We start from the raw sequence: 15,615 nt of genomic DNA on the forward strand, positions 1-15,615 counted from the left end.
TTTAAGGCGTGCGTCGTTCGCCGAGCTCTTTGAGGATCTCTTCAGTGTGCTCGCCGAGCAGCGGTGCTCCTCTTGGGGGCTCATAGGGTTGACCGGACACGATCACCGGCTCACCGATGTAGGTGAAGTCGCCCGCCACCGGATGGCGCCCGGGGACCAGGATCTGGCGCGCCGACAGGTGCGGGTCGGACATCAGGTCGGCGGCCTGATGGGCGGGTCCGATGGGAAGGTCTTCGGCAGCCGCGAGGTGGACCCATTCGGACTGGGTCTTGGTCGCAATAATGTCCCGAAGCTGTGTGCGCAACTCGTCTTGACCGGTGGCGAAATCGACCGGGCCACCCTGCCCGCCGCCCGCATCGATGAGGTCGTCGCGGCCGACGATGCTGCAGAACCCGTTCCAGAACTTGGGCTCGATGCAACAGAAGAGGACGAACTTGTCGTCGGCGGTGCGGTAGAACTCGTACTTGGCGCTGGCCTGTTGCGCGGCGTCCGCGCTGGGCAAGCTGCTCCGGTCGGTGATGCGGTGCTCGTTGAGGGCGTAGGTCGCGGCGATCCATGCCGAGGCCAAGACCGCGTCGGCGGCCGAGGCGTCCAGGAAGCAGCCTCGGCCGGTGCGCTCGCGCGCGAACAACGCCGCCGCGACATGGTAGGCCGCGTGCGCGGCTCCGGCGGCGGTGCCTTCGCCACCGCTTTCGATGCCGCCCATCAATCGCGGGGATCCGTCGGGCTGGGCGAACCCCTCGGGGCCGACCTCCTGGGGTGTACCGCCGGCCAACGCATTCATCATGCGGCCGTGCGTCGGGATGCTGGCGTAGGGTCCCGTCGAGCCGAATCCGCTGTACTGGCAGTAGATGATGTCGGGTTTGACCTGTTGCTGGGCGACATAGCCGATGCCCAGCTTCTCGCATGCGTCTCCGGCGAAGCCGTCGACGAAAACATCGGCGGTGGAGAGTAATTCGAAGAATTTCGCTCGGTCGGCGTCGTCGCGCAGATCCAGCACCACGCTGCGCTTGTTCTTGTTGACCTGGAGATGAGCGGGGCTGTGATGGGGGGCCATCTGGCCGAGGAAGTCCCGCAGATAGTCGCCGCGCCCGGGCGCCTCCACCTTGATGACGTCGGCGCCCAGGTCGGCCAATAGCATCCCGAGGCTGTCGCCGTTGAACAGCACCGCCGATTCGATGACCCGCACACCCTCGAGCAGACGGCTCATGCCCTTACTCCGTTCCCCATCATCGTGTCGTCCTCCAACCTCAGGCCTGGATAGCTTCGTCGACGAGCCGGGCCGCGTCGGCCATGTCCCGCGTCTCGCAGGCGGCCACGTATTCACGACGCAGCTGCGCGACAAGATCTGCGACCGAAGGGATCTCATCAATGAGCTCGATGCCTTGACCCGCGGACCACAGGTTCTTCCACGGCTTGACACCCTCCGGCAGGTGCGAGTAGCCGATCTTTCCAACGGGCGCTTTGGGTAGGTCCAGGGGGTCAAGGCCCACCGCCCGCATCGATTCGGTCATCCAGTTGGCGGCGACCCCGGCGATGTCGGGGGTGTACAGCAGGTCAGCGGACGTGCCGGCGACCAGCATGGCCTTGTAGGCGTCGGCGGCGCACGATTCCTGGGTGGCGATGAACCGGGTGCCCAGATAGGAGAGGTCGGCGCCAAGGATTTCGGCCGCCCGGATGGCTGCGCCGGTGGTGACCGCGCCCGCCATGACGATGATTCCGTCAAACATGTTGCGGATCTTCGGGATCAGCACCAGATGGCTGATGGTGCCGGAGTGGCCGCCGCCGCCAGCACCGATGCAGGTCATCCCGTCGACGCCCGCCTGGATGGCCTTCTCGGCGAATCGCAACGAGGTCACGTCGTGCAGGATGATGCCACCCCAGTCATGCACCCGTCGGGCCAGTTCGGCGGGGTTGCCCTGCGCCGAGATGATGATCTCGACGCCATAGCGGGAACACAGGTCGAGGTTCGTCGCCAGCTCGTCGTCGTCGAACCGCGTGGCGAGGTTCACCGCGATCGGCCCGATGCGTGCGTCGGGGTGCTGCTCGGCGTAGTCGTCCAAGTCAGCGCGAATCTGACGCAGCCACTCACCGAAAGCATCGATGTCACGGGCATTTTGACGGGGCAGCGCACCGATCAGGCCCGTCTTGCAGGCCGCCGCCACCAGCTCGGGGCCCGAGACCAGGAACATCGGGGCACACACCGCCGGAAGCGTCATCCGGCTGCGGAACCGTTCGTCGAGGGCCATTCATTCACTCCTCATGCGTTAGATGCCAAGCAATTCGCCGAGCCGCTCACGATGGGCTGCCGGATCCCCGAACAGCAGTTCCGAGCTCTTCGCGCGCTTGTAGTGGAGTTGGGCCGGGTGTTCCCAGGTGAATCCGATCCCCCCATGGATCTGGATGTTCTCCGCCGCGACCCGACTATATGCCGCGGAACAATGCGCCTGCGCAAGCGCTGCCTCTGCCCGCGAGTCGTGGCTATTATCAAGTGAACTCGCCGCATGGTAGGCCGCTGACCGGGCCGACTCCACGTCATACAGCATGTCGGCGCACTTGTGTTTGATCGCCTGAAAGCTCCCGATAGGCCGACCGAATTGGACACGGACCTTGGCGTACTCGACAGCCATATCCAGACAGCGCTGCGCACCGCCGACCTGTTCTGCGGCCAGCAGGGTTACGGCAACCGCGAGTACACGGTCGACGACATCCGAGACCGGGCCGCCGGCGACTATGGGACGTGCCGGCGCACCCGCGAGGTCCACCCGGCCAAGCGGACGGGTCAAATCCAAAGCGTCCATGGCCGAAACGGTCACACCGGGCGCGCGGGCGTCGACGATGTACAGTCCCACGCCGGCCGCCGAGCGGGCCGATACCACCAACGCACCGGCGCTCATGGCGTCGAGCACGTACATCTTCGTACCCGTCAGGACCGCCGCGGCACTCTGCGTCGCGGCGGTCGTGGTGACGGATGCGGCGTCCCAACGACCGGAGTCCTCAGCGAAAGCCAGCGTGGCGACGAGATCGCCGGAAGCCAGCGCCGGCAGATAGGCCGACTTGAGCTTTTCGTCATCCGAAAAGTTGATAGCGCCGGCGGCGGCCACCGTCGACAGCAGCGGCGCCACCAACAGCGCGGCTCCCACGCACTCCGCGACGAGCGCCAGGTCGAGATAGCCGAATCCGCCGCCACCGTAACGTTCCGGGATCGCCAGGCCCTGCAGGCCGAGCTGTTGCGCTATCTGCGCCCACACCGCCGGATCGGCGGCACCGCCGGCTTCCATCAGCCGCCGCACCTCGGCTTCCGGTGAGCGTTTGTCGAGAAATGCTTGCACAGCACGAATTAATTCGCGTTGCTCATCTGAGATCAGCGTTGCATGTTGCATGGGAATGTCGCGCAAACTCAACGTCCCGTGAATACCGGCTCGCGCCGTTCGGAGAACGCCCGCAGGCCCTCCTTGAAGTCCGCGCTGCGAACCGTCGCTTCCACCGACGCGGCTTCGAGCCACAGCGCCTCGTCCAGTCCCACAGGCGCCCGGTTGTTGAGTAGTTGCTTGGTGTGTCCCAGTGAAAACGTTGGCCCGGAGGCTAATTCAGCTGCCAGACGCGCGGCGTCCTCATCGAGATCACTGGCTGCCACGACCTCGTCGATGAGACCCCACCGCGCGGCGGTCGCGGAGTCGACCGCGGTTCCCCGCAGCAACATCTGCTTGGCCCGGCGCAAACCGATCAGGCGTGGCAGTAGATATGACCCACCACTGTCGACGGAAAACCCTCGCTTGCAGAACAACTCGGCGAAGCTGGCTGCATCGGCGGCCACGGTGAAGTCACACACGACAGCCAGATGCAGGCCCAGACCGATTGCCTTGCCCTGTACCGCGGCAACGGTGGGCACCGGGCAGCTCCATAGAGCGGCGATCATCCCGTGGGCGCCCACGGCCAGTCCCCGGGTCAGATGTCCGGCCGTCGGCTTGACGTCCGCGGCGTTGGCGGTGACCAGATCCGCACCGGCGCAGAAGTGGCGGCCGTTGGCGCGAATCAGGATGGCTCGCACCTCACCCCCGCCGTCCACCCGCTGCACGGCCTCCCGCACTGCGGCGCAATCCTGCTGCCGCAGGGCATTGCCTTTGTCAGCCCTGTCGAGGGTGATCGTCAAAATTGCGTCATCGACGCTCATGGAAACGCCAACGGCGTCAGCCACGACGATCCTCCCTGACCAGCTCGCCGTGCCGCTCAAACATGCGGACCGCATCCCGGGCAAGGTCGCGCGGCGTCTCCGGGAGCATCGCCGCGCCGAGCTCGCGGCTGGGCAGCGAGATCGTGGCCTCGGCCTGAGCGGTGGCGTCGCCCCGTTGATTTCGGACCTCGACCGAAAGGTCGACCAGGGTCGAGCCGTCTTCCTGACGCTTGCCGTCGACCCGGCCGGTCAGGTACTGGATGTCGCCCTGGTAATTGAACTTGCGGATTTCGTCGTGCTGGCGCACCACGAAGGCACCGTCACCCATCCAGTCGGTAAGGAAGTGATGGATCCAGCATTCCCGCAGCACCCCGTAGTCATAGGCACGCGGATTGCCGATTGCCTTGGCCCACTCCGAATCCCAATGCACCCGTTGAGCGACATCAGGAACGCCGTACTCGTTGTCGATGTAGAAGGCCGGGATCCGAAGGCGGTTCTTGTAGTTCAGCCGGGACGTCTTGAGCCCATACGGCACGAATCCATACCCGCCGGCGTGGAAAACCACCATATCGGTGGTGGTCAGCGGGCCCTTCGCCATCTTTCCCATGTCATCCCCGGCCTTCACGTCCTCCCAGTACCGGGGCTCACTGCCCCGGACCGTCTCGGCGGCATAGACCGCGTCGAGGGCCTCGATGTCCTCTTTGGTGTACGAGGGCTCCCGGATGTTGCTGTATTTGCCCCTTTCCTTGGCTGTCTTGCGCTCGGTGTTGATCACCAGGGTGCGATACACGCCCACCACTTCGGCGTGCTGATTCATCTTGACGTCGCGCAGGATCCGGATGACGGACCGCCCGGCGAACTCGGACTGCTTTTCCTCTACCGACTCCAACCCGGAAAAACTGTAGAGGGTGTCACCGGGGTAGACCGGTCGGTACCACTCCCAGGTACCGCCCGACACGAACGCGTGGATGCCGCGGTAACTGCCGCCCCGCAGTTCCTTCGGCACCTTGTCGCCGCGCAGGGGGGCGTTCAGTACCGCGGCCATGATCTGCGGCGCGACCTGGCTGCCCCAGCGGGTGGTCGTTCCGTAGCCGGGGTCGGTGTAGAGCGGGTTGTCATCGCCGTAGCCGTGCGCGAAATTGCGGATGGCCTCGGGTGTGGCGGTTGACAGCAATTCCTGGTGGCGGGTCGCCGACCACACTCCCAGAGCGGCGCGGTCCTTTTCGATGTCGGCGTCATCGATCTCAAAGGCGGTCGCTGCGGCGAACTTCTCATCAGTGCGTTCGGACGAGCTGGTTTGTGTCATCGAATACTCCTAGCGGCTATCGGGTGACCGACCTTGTCTTCGGTTGCATGGCGGTAGCAGCGGCTCGTCAAGCGGACACCTGTGATGTTCACGCTGACTTCACGCCTCTCTGGTCGATACCTCTGCCTGATGGCATGGGGTGTCTTGTTCAACCAAACAAGACAACGCTGTACACGGTCGTCAAAGCAAGGCGAATCAGCCCCGACGGCGGCAAATCGCGTTCTCACTACCGGTTCGCCAGACCCCGACGGGGCCGGCCCCGGCCGACAACCAGCATGAGGTTGCGAAAATACGGCTTTCGCCGGGGACACCAATCCGATGGTGCGCGGCGACGGATCGGGCTCGTACCGTCAGGAGCGATCCACATAGGTAGGACTTCTTTTCGCCAAGAAGCATTTCGTCGAAGGAGAGCTCATGACGGCGGCCTCGGTGTCACCTCAGACCGGTGTCGCAGCCATCCTTGCCCGCTCGGCCGCGGCTGCCCCAACAAGCACAGCCCTGATCGCCGACGGGGTCGAGTACACCTTCGGGGAACTGCTAGAGGAAGCCGAAAGCCTGGCAGCACAACTGGCTCCGCGCACCCGTGTTCTGGTCAGGCTCGCCAACAACGCCGCCTCGGTGGTGGCCATCCACGCCGCATGGCGAGCGGGATGTTCGGTGGTCGCGGCCAGCACGATGGTGCCGGAGTCCGAGGTGGCCCGCCGTAATTCCGAGACGTCAGCGGCCAGCCTCATCACGCCCGGTACCGATGGCACGCTGGGCGCGCGGGTCGAACACACCGGCTCAGGCCGACTCGCACCGGCCGGCGAGGCCGTCGTGATGTTTACCTCGGGTACCACCGGAACACCCAAGGGGGCATCGCTGACCTTCGCGGCCCTGCGTGGCAGCCTGGTCGGTATCGCCTCGGGCACCGGCCTCGACGACGCGGGGAGGCCGCCGAGGGTTCCAGCCCGCGGGCCTCGGCTGGTGATGGTCCCGATCGCTCACATGGGTGGACTGCTCGGCACTTTGACGGCGTGGTGGCTGGGTAAGCCGGTGCTGTTGGCGACCAAATTCTCACCCCAGCTGGTAGTGGACCTGTGCCGGCGTTATCGCCTCGGCATGCTGCCGTTGACCCCCGCGATGGCCTGGGAGCTCACGCAGCTCGGCGAGGACGCCGAGCTTGCCGGTGTCGATCACGCCATCGTCGGAACGGCAGCCCTGCCGGAGGCGACACGCGTCGCGTTCGAGGCGAAGTACCATGTCCCGATCCTGCGCAATTACGGTCAGACCGAGTTCGCGGGTGCGATCGCCTTCGAGCGGCCGGATGACGTGAGGGCGGGCCGTCGGCCGGACGGCACGGTGGGCCGGGTGGCGCCCGGGGTCGAGGTGGCGATCCTTGACCCCGACGGTGAACCGCTGCCGATCGGCGAGGTCGGTGAGATCGCGGCGCGCGCCCCCTCGTCAATGTCGGGTTATCTGGATGCCAGCGGCCACCCCGCCAACCCGGGTGCCTGGCCGCGCACCGGTGACCTGGGCAAATTGGACGACGACCAGTTCGTCTACGTGGTGGGCCGGGTGCGCGACATGGTGGTGTGCGGCGGCTTCAACGTGTACCCGGCGCAGGTGGAAGCGGCGCTCAATGAGCTACCGGAAGTCGCCGACTCCGCGGTGGCCGGTCTGCCCGACGAACGTCTGGGCGAGGTGCCGGTCGCCGCGATAGTGCTCACTGCGGGTGCGACGGGTGACGCGGAAGCCGTCCGGCAACAACTGCGGTCGAGGTTGGCCCCCTACGAACTGCCGCGACAGGTGATCTTCGTGGCCGCCATACCGCGGCTGGAGACCGGCAAGGTGGATCGGCCCGGCGTCGCACGGCTGGTGGAAGGGGCGCGCGGGTGAGCCACCCGAACGCCGCGGCCGACACCGCGCTGGTGGCGCAGCTGCGCGACTTCCTGCACGACGAACTACCGCACTTCAGAGCCGAGTTCGGCGAACGCACCGACTTCCCCGCTTGCCGGAGTTGGCACCGGCGCTTGGACCGCGGCGGCTGGGTAGGGCTCAACTGGCCGATCGAATACGGCGGGCGGAATGTCAACCTGGCCACCCAGGTGGCCTGCGAAACGGAGCTGAGCACCGCCGGCGCCCCACCGATCGCGGGTTTCATCGGGGTCAACACCGTCGCCGCGGCCCTCATGGCCTGGGGCAGTGACGAGCAGAAGTCGATGTTGCCAAAGGTCCGCAGCGGCGAAGTGCTGTATTGCCAAGGCTTTTCGGAGCCGGAAGCCGGCAGTGATCTGGCGAGTCTGCGCACCCGAGTCGAACGGCGAGGTGATCGCCTGGTGCTGACCGGGCAGAAGGTCTGGACGTCGCATGGCGCTGAGGCCGATGCCTGTCTGGTGCTGGCCCGCAGCACTCCCGCCGCCGACGGAGGCCGGTCGCATCGCGGGCTGTCGGTGCTGTTGGTGCAGCTGGATCTGCCAGGGATCACCGTCGCGCCGATCCGCCAGATCACCGGTCAGTCGGAATTCTCCGAGATCTTCTTCGACGGTGTGGAATTGCCGACGGAGGCGCTGGTGGGTCCGCTCGACCAGGGCTGGAAGGTGGCCATCAGCACCCTGGCTCACGAGCGCGCCGCAGCGATGATCCTCGCCGCACGTACCCGCGCGGCAGTGCGCAGCGCACTTGCCGCGCATGCGCCGCTTTCGGTGAGCACGCGTGATGAAGCACTCCAACTGCTCGTTGATGCCGAGGTGCTCGGACTACTCGCGGAGCGTTCCATCGCCGAAATCGGGTCCGGCCATCCCGGTCCCGCACAGTCGGTGGTCAAACTGGCCTGGAGCCGAGTCGACCAGCGGTTGGCCGAGTTGTCCTACCACCTCGCGGGCCCGGCCGCCATCGCCGGCCAAGCGCCAACCGCCACCGAGGCACTGCTCTTCAGCCGATCAAGCACCATCGCCGCCGGCACCACCGAGGTGATGCAGACGATTCTGAGTGAGCAGGTACTCGGTTTGCCGCGATAGCGGTTCCCCAGCCCACCGAGCCTGAATGAGGGTGTCAGTCACTGGCCGGAAGCGGTTTGACCTCCTTGAGGTTCAGGACCGTATCCCCAACCGACAGGCTTCCCCTGCCCGCGCGGGTCACCAGCACCTCCGCGCCCGCCTCGTCGACGTACCGCTTCCCCATGACACTCCCCTGCTCGTAGTCCGGGTCGAGTACCGCGTCCGGTGACGGCGCCGCACCGATGGCCACCATCGGGATGCCACCGGCACGGAGGTCCTCGAGAGCGGCGGTCGCCTTGACGACTATCACCTGGGTATCGCACACCTGGCTCTGCAGGCGCATGCCGGCCTTGATCACAGCCTTGATCCTTTCGGCGAGTTGATAGAACGACCGACCGGGGCCCCCGATAGGTCGACTTTGGTTGAACCACAACGGCAGTCACGGCGCCGGTAGGCCGCCTTGAGGCAACCCCGGGACAGTAGGCGGTTGCATATTCCGCGATGGCGGTCCCGTCCCGGCCCCCGACGTCGACAACTAATCTAATAGCGAGCGTCGACTCGTCGGCGAAAACGGCGTTGCGCAGCGACGCGTTGCCGCCCGTGGACGCACCGGCATAGAGTGCCGGTCTGCGAAATGGATACCGAAGGGACTCTGCAGTGGACTTTGCCATGTCTGCCAAGGCGGCTGACTATCACAAACGGCTCACCGATTTCATGGTCGAGTACGTGTTTCCGGCCGAGAAGCCTTACGACGAGCACCGCGCGGCGGCGGGTTCCCACGACCACTCCGTTCCACCGGTGGTCGAAGAGCTCAAGGCGCTGGCCAAGGAGCGTGGACTGTGGAACCTGTTCTTACCGCCCCTGTCTGGCCTGACCAACGTCGAGTACGTACCGCTGGCGGAATTGTCGGGCTGGAGCACCGAAATCGCTCCGGAGGCTCTTAACTGCGCGGCGCCCGACACCGGCAATATGGAGACCCTGCACCTCTTCGCCACCGAGGAGCAGCGGAAGTCCTGGCTAGAACCGTTGCTGGCCGGCGAGATCCGCAGCGCATTCTCGATGACCGAACCGGCGGTGGCTTCCAGCGATGCTCGCAACATCCAGACGTCGATCATCCGAGATGGTGCCGACTACATCATCAACGGGCGCAAATGGTGGACGACCGGTGCCAACGACCCGCGCTGCAAGATACTGATCGTGATGGGCCGTACCAACCCCGATGCCGCCTCTCATCAGCAACAGTCGATGATTCTGGTCCCCACCGATACCCCCGGGGTGACAATCGTTCGCTCGACGCCCGTGTTCGGATGGCAGGACCAACACGGCCATGCCGAGGTGATCTACGACAACGTGCGGGTGCCGGCATCAAATCTGCTGGGCGACGAGGGCATGGGGTTCGCGATCGCTCAGGCCCGCCTGGGACCGGGTCGGATTCACCACTGCATGCGTGCGATCGGCGCCGCTGAGCGCGCGCTGGCCTTGATGACGGACCGTGCCCGAACCCGCGTCGCGTTCGGCAAGCCGCTGGCCGAGCAGGGTGTGGTACAGCAGCAGATTGCATTGTCGCGCAACGAAATCGACCAAGCACGGCTACTCTGCGAGAAAGCCGCCTGGACCATCGACCAGTATGGCAACAAAGATGCCCGCACCCTCGTCGCCCAGATCAAAGCCGTCGCTCCGCAAATGGCCTGCAACGTCATCGACCGGGCCATTCAGGTGCATGGCGGGACGGGGATCAGTGACGACGTCCCGCTGGCCCGCATGTATGGCTGGCAGCGCGCCATGCGCATCTTCGACGGTCCCGACGAGGTCCACATGCGCAGCATCGCCCGTGCCGAAATCGGCCGGGAGAGAAGCGCGCTGGCCGCCGCGGTGACACGGTAATTCACTGCCATGATGAACGCCGAGCGTGACGAGGATGCGCAGTTGTTCCATACCAGTCCCCGACCGGACCCGCTGCGGTGCCGGCAAGCTTCTTATCCGATCGTCGTGCCCGTCGAGGCGCGGTACGCCGACATGGATGTCAATGGCCATCTCAACAACCTGGCGCTGGAATCCCTCCACGAGAACGCCCGGGCGACAATGAACTCTCGCGCGGCGCCGGGTATCTACCGCCGGGGACGGCGTTCGCTGCGACTTGTGGCGGCACAGAATGTCGTCCACTTCCTCGCCGAAGCTCACTGGCCGGCAACCATCCATGCCGGCGTTGGGGTCGGCCGATTGGGCAACACCTCGTACGTCGCGTCCTCCGCCCTGTTCGTCGACGGCGCCTGTCTCAGCGTGTGCGACACGGTACTCGTCGCGGTCGCGGATGACGGGCGTCCAATTTCGATTCCTGAAGACATGAGGACGGCGTTGAGCGCCCTTACCCTCGGCAGACGGGAGTGATCGCCGAAGCCTACGAATACTTCTCGACCAACGTGCGCTTGTAGAGCTTACCGGTATCGGTGCGCGGTAGCGACGGCTCGAACGAGATCGACCGCGGGCACTTGTAGTGCGCGAGCCGGTCCCGTAACCAACCCATCAGCTCCGCAGCGAAATCCTCGGTCGCATCGGTCGGATCAGTGGTCTGCACAACGGCTTTCACAGACTGCCCCATTTCGGGATCCGGAATGCCGAACACGGCCGCGTCGAGCAGCTTGGGATGGGTGATCAACATGTCCTCGGCTTCCTGCGGATAGATGTTGACACCCCCGGAGATGATCATGTGGTGGCGCCGATCGGTGAGGTAGAGATACCCGTCTTCGTCGAGGTATCCCACATCGCCGACGGTGGTCCAGCCACGTATGTCGCGTGAAGCGGCGGTCTTGTCATTGTCACCGAGATAGGTGAACGTAAGCCCATTTTCGCAATAAATGTCGCCGGCCTCTCCCGGCGGTAACTCCTGAGAGCTGTCGTCCAGTATGTGCAACACACCGGTCACCGCCTTGCCGACAGATCCCGGGTGAGCGAGCCACTCCTGCGCGGTGATGAAGGTTGACCCGGCACCCTCGGACGACGCGTAGAACTCGTCGATAATAGGCCCCCACCAGTCGATCATGGCCTTCTTGATCTCAACCGGGCAGGGCGCCGCGGCGTGCACCACCCGCCGCAGACTCGACAGGTCATAGGAATTGCGTTCAGCTTCAGGCAGCTTGAACATCCGCACGAACATCGCCGGAACGAACTGCCCGTGAGTGATCCCATAGCGCTCGATGGCCTCCAGCGCACCACGGGGGTCGAACTTCTCCATCACCACGGTCGTGGCACCCATCGATTGAGCCGTCATCGACCAGTAGCCGGGCGCGGTGTGGTACAGCGGCGCCGGGCTCAGATACACCGAGTCGCCTGCGATGCCCACCCTGTCGAACAGCGGCGTGAGGAGCAATGGCGCCTCCGCCGGCGTCAGGTGCGTCAGCTTGCGCAGGATGCCCTTGGGACGTCCGGTTGTGCCCGAGGAGTACTGGAGCAGTTCGCCCTCGCGCTCACCGGCTACGGGTGTATCGGGATAGCCGGCGATGCACTCCGGGTAGCGCTGCCAGCCGTCGAGGTCGTCGTCGGCAATCACGCGCAGTGCCGGCAGCCCCTCGCCCAGATGTTTGCCGAGCTCTTCGCACACCGGCCGTGTCACGCGCGAACCGATCACCGCCTGGGCGCCGCTGTTGGCCACGATGTAGGCGGCTTCGGCGGCGGTCAGGTGGGTGTTGATCACCGCGTAGTACAACCCGATGCGACGCGCGGCCCACATGACCGCATGAATGTGCTCGTTATTTTCCATGACGACCGCAATCGCGTCGCCTTCGCCGAGACCGGCCTGGCGGAAGCGGTGCGCCAATCGGTTGGCGCTGGCTTCCATCTCGGCGAAACTCACTGTTTTCCCGGACGGATGAAGGATGAGCGCCGGCTTGCCCGATTCAACGTGCTCGCGGATCTGCATGACCCTGTTTTCTTTCGACTACGTGTGGCACTAGGTTGACTATGTTACTGACACGGTAACGCACCCGGTCAGTCCTCGTCGACTTGCTCCATCAACGACTCATAGTCCGCCAACGGTGCCGTTCCCTCGCCGGCGAACCGGTCGAGTAGCACAGCCGTTGCGTCGACGGCTGACCAGCCGTTCAGGCCGGAGGCCTCGACGGCCCGTTCAGCGAGAACCTCAGCAATGGTCCCGCGTGGCGGCGAAAGTTCAACGAGATCGGCCTTCAGCGCGGCGACGACCGCGGCCGCATCGTCGGGATGCGAACCGTTGTCGGACGGTGCTCGCCCCGCCCAACCGGCGACGTACAGGCCCGCGGTGGGTATCGAGCCGATCAACACCCGGCTGCCTCGATGGGCGACGTGTCCATTGTCCTCGTCAATGCCGTTCCAGCAGAACAACTCAGCCCGGGGGCGAAGTAACAGTTGGGCTCTCAGGTCCACGCTGACCACCCTGCCGTAGGCGTCGGGCCGGTGCACGCACCGTAGCGCGCGGGCTCGGTTGCGTCCCACGACACCGACCGGGGTAAGTCCCGTACGAACCACCAGATCCGCGGGAACCCCTGGGGGCACGAATATTTCGGATTGCTGTCGCATGTCCACCAGCTGGACGTGGCGTAGCTTGCTGGTGGCGAGCCGGGTAAACACTTCGTCGGAGACGCCACTTGGCGGGTGTCCGCAAAGTACTTCGGCGACCTTCAGGGGCACTGGTGAAATTCCGATGAGCACCGCGGAGTCCATCGCGAGGTCGAGCTCGTCAACCTCCACATCGCGGTTGCCGGCCAACCACGCCTCGACGTGGCTCACGGTACCGATACCCACCGAATTGCAGCCGGCAACAGCCAACGGCATGTCGCGAGGCGCACCAGTGGTCAACACCACCGCATCGACAACGGACCGCACGTCGCCCAGCGGTAGCGCCGAACCGATCACGACGTTGCCCAAGTAGGTCACTCTGCTGTCACCGAGAACCGCGTCGACCTCGCGCGCAACCCGTCGCAAGCACCGCGCTCCCGCCGCCGGGCCATGCCGCAGCAAGCCGTCGGGCAAGCCGGCACGGTCGACGAGATCTATCTCCACCTCTAGCGCGCTCTCCGCGAGAAGCGCTGACACCACGGCAAATCCGGCGGGTCCGGCGCCGATTACCGCCACGCGCAACGTCATGTCTGAAGCTACTTCGTGTAGTGACGGTCCAGGCCGTTGAGCGGGAAGGTCTCGATCCAGGCGTGCGACGTCAGCGGCACCCGGCGGTCGCCGACCCGGCGCACGCTACCGGCCTGACCGTGATAGGCGTCTCGACGCGCCGCGGCCAGTGATCTCATCTGCCCGCGGTCGATCGCGGTGAATTCCCACTCGGTACCGTCGGTGCGGTAGCGCGCCCTCTCCACGTACTTGTCCACGTCAAGCACCACGTCCGCCTCAATTTCGGTGGTTTCGACGACGGGTCCGTTGTGATCGGACACCACCGCGAAACCCCATTCTTCCTTGCCCAAACAGAGGCCCCCGCTTTCGTGCTCACCGTCGGCATAGGTGTTGACGAACGACACCCAGGCCATCTCCACCGCATTGAAGATCGGACCATTGTTGTAGACCTGGCCGACGGGGCCATAGAAGCTGTCGAGTGAGAAGTAGCCACTGACCGGTCGGCCTTGGACGTGGCCCTCAGCCGCAAACGCCTGCGACGCGTAGAAGTTCCCCCCACGCTCGTCGATGTTGGGCGTGAACCACTGATAACCGAGACCGAGGCGCCGACCTTCGATGTTCATCAAATCTCCTTCGCTCCACGCGAAGTGGCCGTCGGCGACGGCCAGGGAGAAGGGTTGGCTGTAGAGCGTCGCGGCCGCAATGACCGTGAACCGGTCTAACTCATCCGCAATCGACCACTTCACCCCAGCGCCCCGATGAGAAGCCATGAATGCCTGTGGAGCGATCTCCAAGGTGTCGGTGTCGAGGTTCGACGACAACTGCAGGCCGGTCGACATCTCGGTCACAACCTTGCGGATCGGGGCATAGAAGTTGCCGTCGCGGTCCGAGACACAACTGAAAAAGTAGGTGCCCATCGGCGCCAGCCCAAAATATTCGCGGTCGAGATAGGCATCGCGAGAAGCAAATTCGTAGGTGCTGACGACACTACGGAAGTTGAAGTTACCGCGCCGCCGCGAGGGCCACCTCCACGCGGGCCGCCCGGGGAGCGTGCCGGTCACACACCGACCCCCTTGAGCGCACCCGTCCTCAGGAGTCGAGAGTTATAAGTCTCCATCAACGCTTCAGTGGTCTTGGGCTTGCGCGTCTCTCCCGCCTGGTACACCCAGCCCTGACGCCAGCGATGTTCGTCCTGCAGGTCGTCTCGCACGGGACAACGGCCGCCCTGATGGGCCTCCCAAATCCAGGTCTGTCCCCCGCCCCGATATGTGACCTTGGTCGGGAAGGTCGACTTGTCCAAGGGTTCGCCTTCGAGTTCGATCTCGACGTCGATGTCCTTGGCGATCAACGGAGGGCCGTCAGTGCGGTGGATGACCATGATGTTGAACTCGCCGATTCCGTGCACGAGGTGCCCGGAATGTACGTTCCCATCTTCGAACTCGGTGGCGAACCCCACCCAAGCCGCTTCGTGTTTGGCGATCGCGGGGCTGGCGATGTAGTCGACTCCCTTGTCGATGTGGATGCTGTCGTGGAATACCAACCCATTGACATGAGTGCCCTTGACCGTGCCTTCGACCCGAAACAGGCGCGACGCGTACGACGACGGAACCTCTTGATCCGGCGAGAAGAACTGAACGCCGTCGCCGACCAGGTCACCGGTGAGGGATACGTGATCGTCGTCGTGCCATTCCAACTTGTCGCCCCACGTCAACAGCATCGGTGTGCCGTCGGGGCGCCACACCCCCCACTTTCCATCGCGCTGGCCGTGCTCCACCGGTCCCGAGTAGGAGGTGTTGTGATCCTTCGAATACGTGAAGTCCTCGCCGATTTTGGCTTCGGCGAGGTGCAGATAACGAGCCTTGTCTGGGTAGAAGCCGCGGATCGGCCACCAGTAGTCTCCGGCGGCCGATCTCACTGAGCCGTAAAGGTATTGCATTCCCATCGGCACGCCATTGACCTCGCCCCAGAACTGCGCGGGATCCGTTTCGATTATCGCACCGACCGGCGCATAGCCGTACTCGCCGAGCTTGCGGGCAGCTGGAGTCTTGTTCAGAGCCATG

At 64.9% G+C, this 15,615-nt stretch carries 14 protein-coding genes; 4 read left to right on the top strand and 10 right to left on the bottom strand.

What is annotated here, in order from left to right:
- Position 1: 1 nt before the first annotated feature.
- Genes EPN51_RS23425 through EPN51_RS23445 form a run of 5 tightly spaced genes read right to left on the bottom strand, consistent with a single transcriptional unit; the run spans position 2 to position 5,480 of the window.
- On the bottom strand, positions 2–1,210 hold the full coding sequence (locus tag EPN51_RS23425) for a CaiB/BaiF CoA-transferase family protein (protein WP_293047442.1): 1,209 nt from the start codon (positions 1,208–1,210) through the stop codon (positions 2–4).
- Between the two features lie 40 nt (positions 1,211–1,250).
- A complete protein-coding gene (locus tag EPN51_RS23430) occupies positions 1,251–2,249 on the bottom strand; it encodes a nitronate monooxygenase (RefSeq protein WP_293047444.1) in 999 nt (332 codons plus the stop codon).
- Positions 2,250–2,267: 18 nt separating this feature from the next.
- A complete protein-coding gene (locus EPN51_RS23435) occupies positions 2,268–3,404 on the bottom strand; it encodes an acyl-CoA dehydrogenase family protein (RefSeq protein ID WP_293047446.1) in 1,137 nt (378 codons plus the stop codon).
- Positions 3,401–4,198, bottom strand: a complete 798-nt coding sequence (locus tag EPN51_RS23440) for an enoyl-CoA hydratase-related protein (protein ID WP_293047448.1) — start codon at positions 4,196–4,198, stop codon at positions 3,401–3,403. The genes EPN51_RS23435 and EPN51_RS23440 overlap by 4 nt, the downstream gene beginning before the upstream one ends.
- Entirely contained in the window at positions 4,191–5,480 is a 1,290-nt protein-coding gene (locus EPN51_RS23445) for a MaoC family dehydratase N-terminal domain-containing protein (RefSeq protein ID WP_293047450.1), read from the bottom strand. The genes EPN51_RS23440 and EPN51_RS23445 overlap by 8 nt, the downstream gene beginning before the upstream one ends.
- A 414-nt stretch (positions 5,481–5,894) precedes the next feature.
- Here EPN51_RS23445 and EPN51_RS23450 point away from each other — a divergent pair, with 414 nt between their 5' ends.
- Together EPN51_RS23450 and EPN51_RS23455 are read left to right on the top strand one after the other, a co-directional pair.
- On the top strand, positions 5,895–7,358 hold the full coding sequence (locus tag EPN51_RS23450) for a fatty acid--CoA ligase family protein (RefSeq protein WP_293047452.1): 1,464 nt from the start codon (positions 5,895–5,897) through the stop codon (positions 7,356–7,358).
- Positions 7,355–8,479 (top strand): acyl-CoA dehydrogenase family protein, encoded by a 1,125-nt coding sequence (locus tag EPN51_RS23455; RefSeq protein ID WP_293047453.1) that lies wholly within the window; start codon positions 7,355–7,357, stop codon positions 8,477–8,479. The genes EPN51_RS23450 and EPN51_RS23455 overlap by 4 nt, the downstream gene beginning before the upstream one ends.
- A gap of 34 nt (positions 8,480–8,513) precedes the next feature.
- On the opposite strand, the gene EPN51_RS23460 is transcribed toward EPN51_RS23455, so the two are convergent.
- On the bottom strand, positions 8,514–8,816 hold the full coding sequence (locus EPN51_RS23460) for a hypothetical protein (RefSeq protein ID WP_293047455.1): 303 nt from the start codon (positions 8,814–8,816) through the stop codon (positions 8,514–8,516).
- A 311-nt stretch (positions 8,817–9,127) separates the two neighbouring features.
- Between EPN51_RS23460 and EPN51_RS23465 the strand changes: the two genes are divergently transcribed.
- Positions 9,128–10,342 carry an acyl-CoA dehydrogenase family protein gene (locus EPN51_RS23465; RefSeq protein ID WP_293047456.1) on the top strand — a complete coding sequence of 405 codons (1,215 nt, stop codon included), beginning with the start codon at positions 9,128–9,130 and terminating at the stop codon, positions 10,340–10,342.
- A 12-nt stretch (positions 10,343–10,354) separates the two neighbouring features.
- The gene (locus tag EPN51_RS23470; protein ID WP_293047457.1) at positions 10,355–10,846 is read left to right on the top strand and encodes an acyl-CoA thioesterase; all 492 of its coding nucleotides are present in this window, start codon (positions 10,355–10,357) and stop codon (positions 10,844–10,846) included.
- A 10-nt stretch (positions 10,847–10,856) separates the two neighbouring features.
- Here the strand turns inward: EPN51_RS23470 and fadD4 are convergent, their stop codons facing one another.
- From fadD4 to EPN51_RS23490, 4 genes are all read right to left on the bottom strand, one after another.
- The gene (gene fadD4 / locus EPN51_RS23475; RefSeq protein ID WP_293047459.1) at positions 10,857–12,374 is read right to left on the bottom strand and encodes a fatty-acid--CoA ligase FadD4; all 1,518 of its coding nucleotides are present in this window, start codon (positions 12,372–12,374) and stop codon (positions 10,857–10,859) included.
- A 68-nt stretch (positions 12,375–12,442) separates the two neighbouring features.
- On the bottom strand, positions 12,443–13,576 hold the full coding sequence (locus EPN51_RS23480) for a hypothetical protein (RefSeq protein ID WP_293047460.1): 1,134 nt from the start codon (positions 13,574–13,576) through the stop codon (positions 12,443–12,445).
- A gap of 8 nt (positions 13,577–13,584) precedes the next feature.
- Complete coding sequence (locus tag EPN51_RS23485; protein WP_293047462.1) at positions 13,585–14,616, bottom strand: hypothetical protein; 1,032 nt, start codon at positions 14,614–14,616, stop codon at positions 13,585–13,587.
- Positions 14,613–15,614 carry a hypothetical protein gene (locus EPN51_RS23490; protein ID WP_293047463.1) on the bottom strand — a complete coding sequence of 334 codons (1,002 nt, stop codon included), beginning with the start codon at positions 15,612–15,614 and terminating at the stop codon, positions 14,613–14,615. The genes EPN51_RS23485 and EPN51_RS23490 overlap by 4 nt, the downstream gene beginning before the upstream one ends.
- Between the last annotated feature and the right edge of the window lies 1 nt (position 15,615).

Origin of the sequence: Mycobacterium sp. (assembly GCF_004298145.1) — a bacterium.
Taxonomy (GTDB): domain Bacteria; phylum Actinomycetota; class Actinomycetes; order Mycobacteriales; family Mycobacteriaceae; genus Mycobacterium.

Coding starts and splice junctions, on each gene's coding strand:
- EPN51_RS23425 (WP_293047442.1), bottom strand. CDS start 1,210: ATGAGCCGTCTGCTCGAGGGTGTGCGGGTCATCGAATCGGCGGTGCTG.
- EPN51_RS23430 (WP_293047444.1), bottom strand. CDS start 2,249: ATGGCCCTCGACGAACGGTTCCGCAGCCGGATGACGCTTCCGGCGGTG.
- EPN51_RS23445 (WP_293047450.1), bottom strand. CDS start 5,480: ATGACACAAACCAGCTCGTCCGAACGCACTGATGAGAAGTTCGCCGCA.
- EPN51_RS23450 (WP_293047452.1), top strand. CDS start 5,895: ATGACGGCGGCCTCGGTGTCACCTCAGACCGGTGTCGCAGCCATCCTT.
- EPN51_RS23465 (WP_293047456.1), top strand. CDS start 9,128: ATGTCTGCCAAGGCGGCTGACTATCACAAACGGCTCACCGATTTCATG.
- EPN51_RS23470 (WP_293047457.1), top strand. CDS start 10,355: ATGAACGCCGAGCGTGACGAGGATGCGCAGTTGTTCCATACCAGTCCC.
- fadD4 (WP_293047459.1), bottom strand. CDS start 12,374: ATGCAGATCCGCGAGCACGTTGAATCGGGCAAGCCGGCGCTCATCCTT.
- EPN51_RS23480 (WP_293047460.1), bottom strand. CDS start 13,576: ATGACGTTGCGCGTGGCGGTAATCGGCGCCGGACCCGCCGGATTTGCC.
- EPN51_RS23490 (WP_293047463.1), bottom strand. CDS start 15,614: ATGGCTCTGAACAAGACTCCAGCTGCCCGCAAGCTCGGCGAGTACGGC.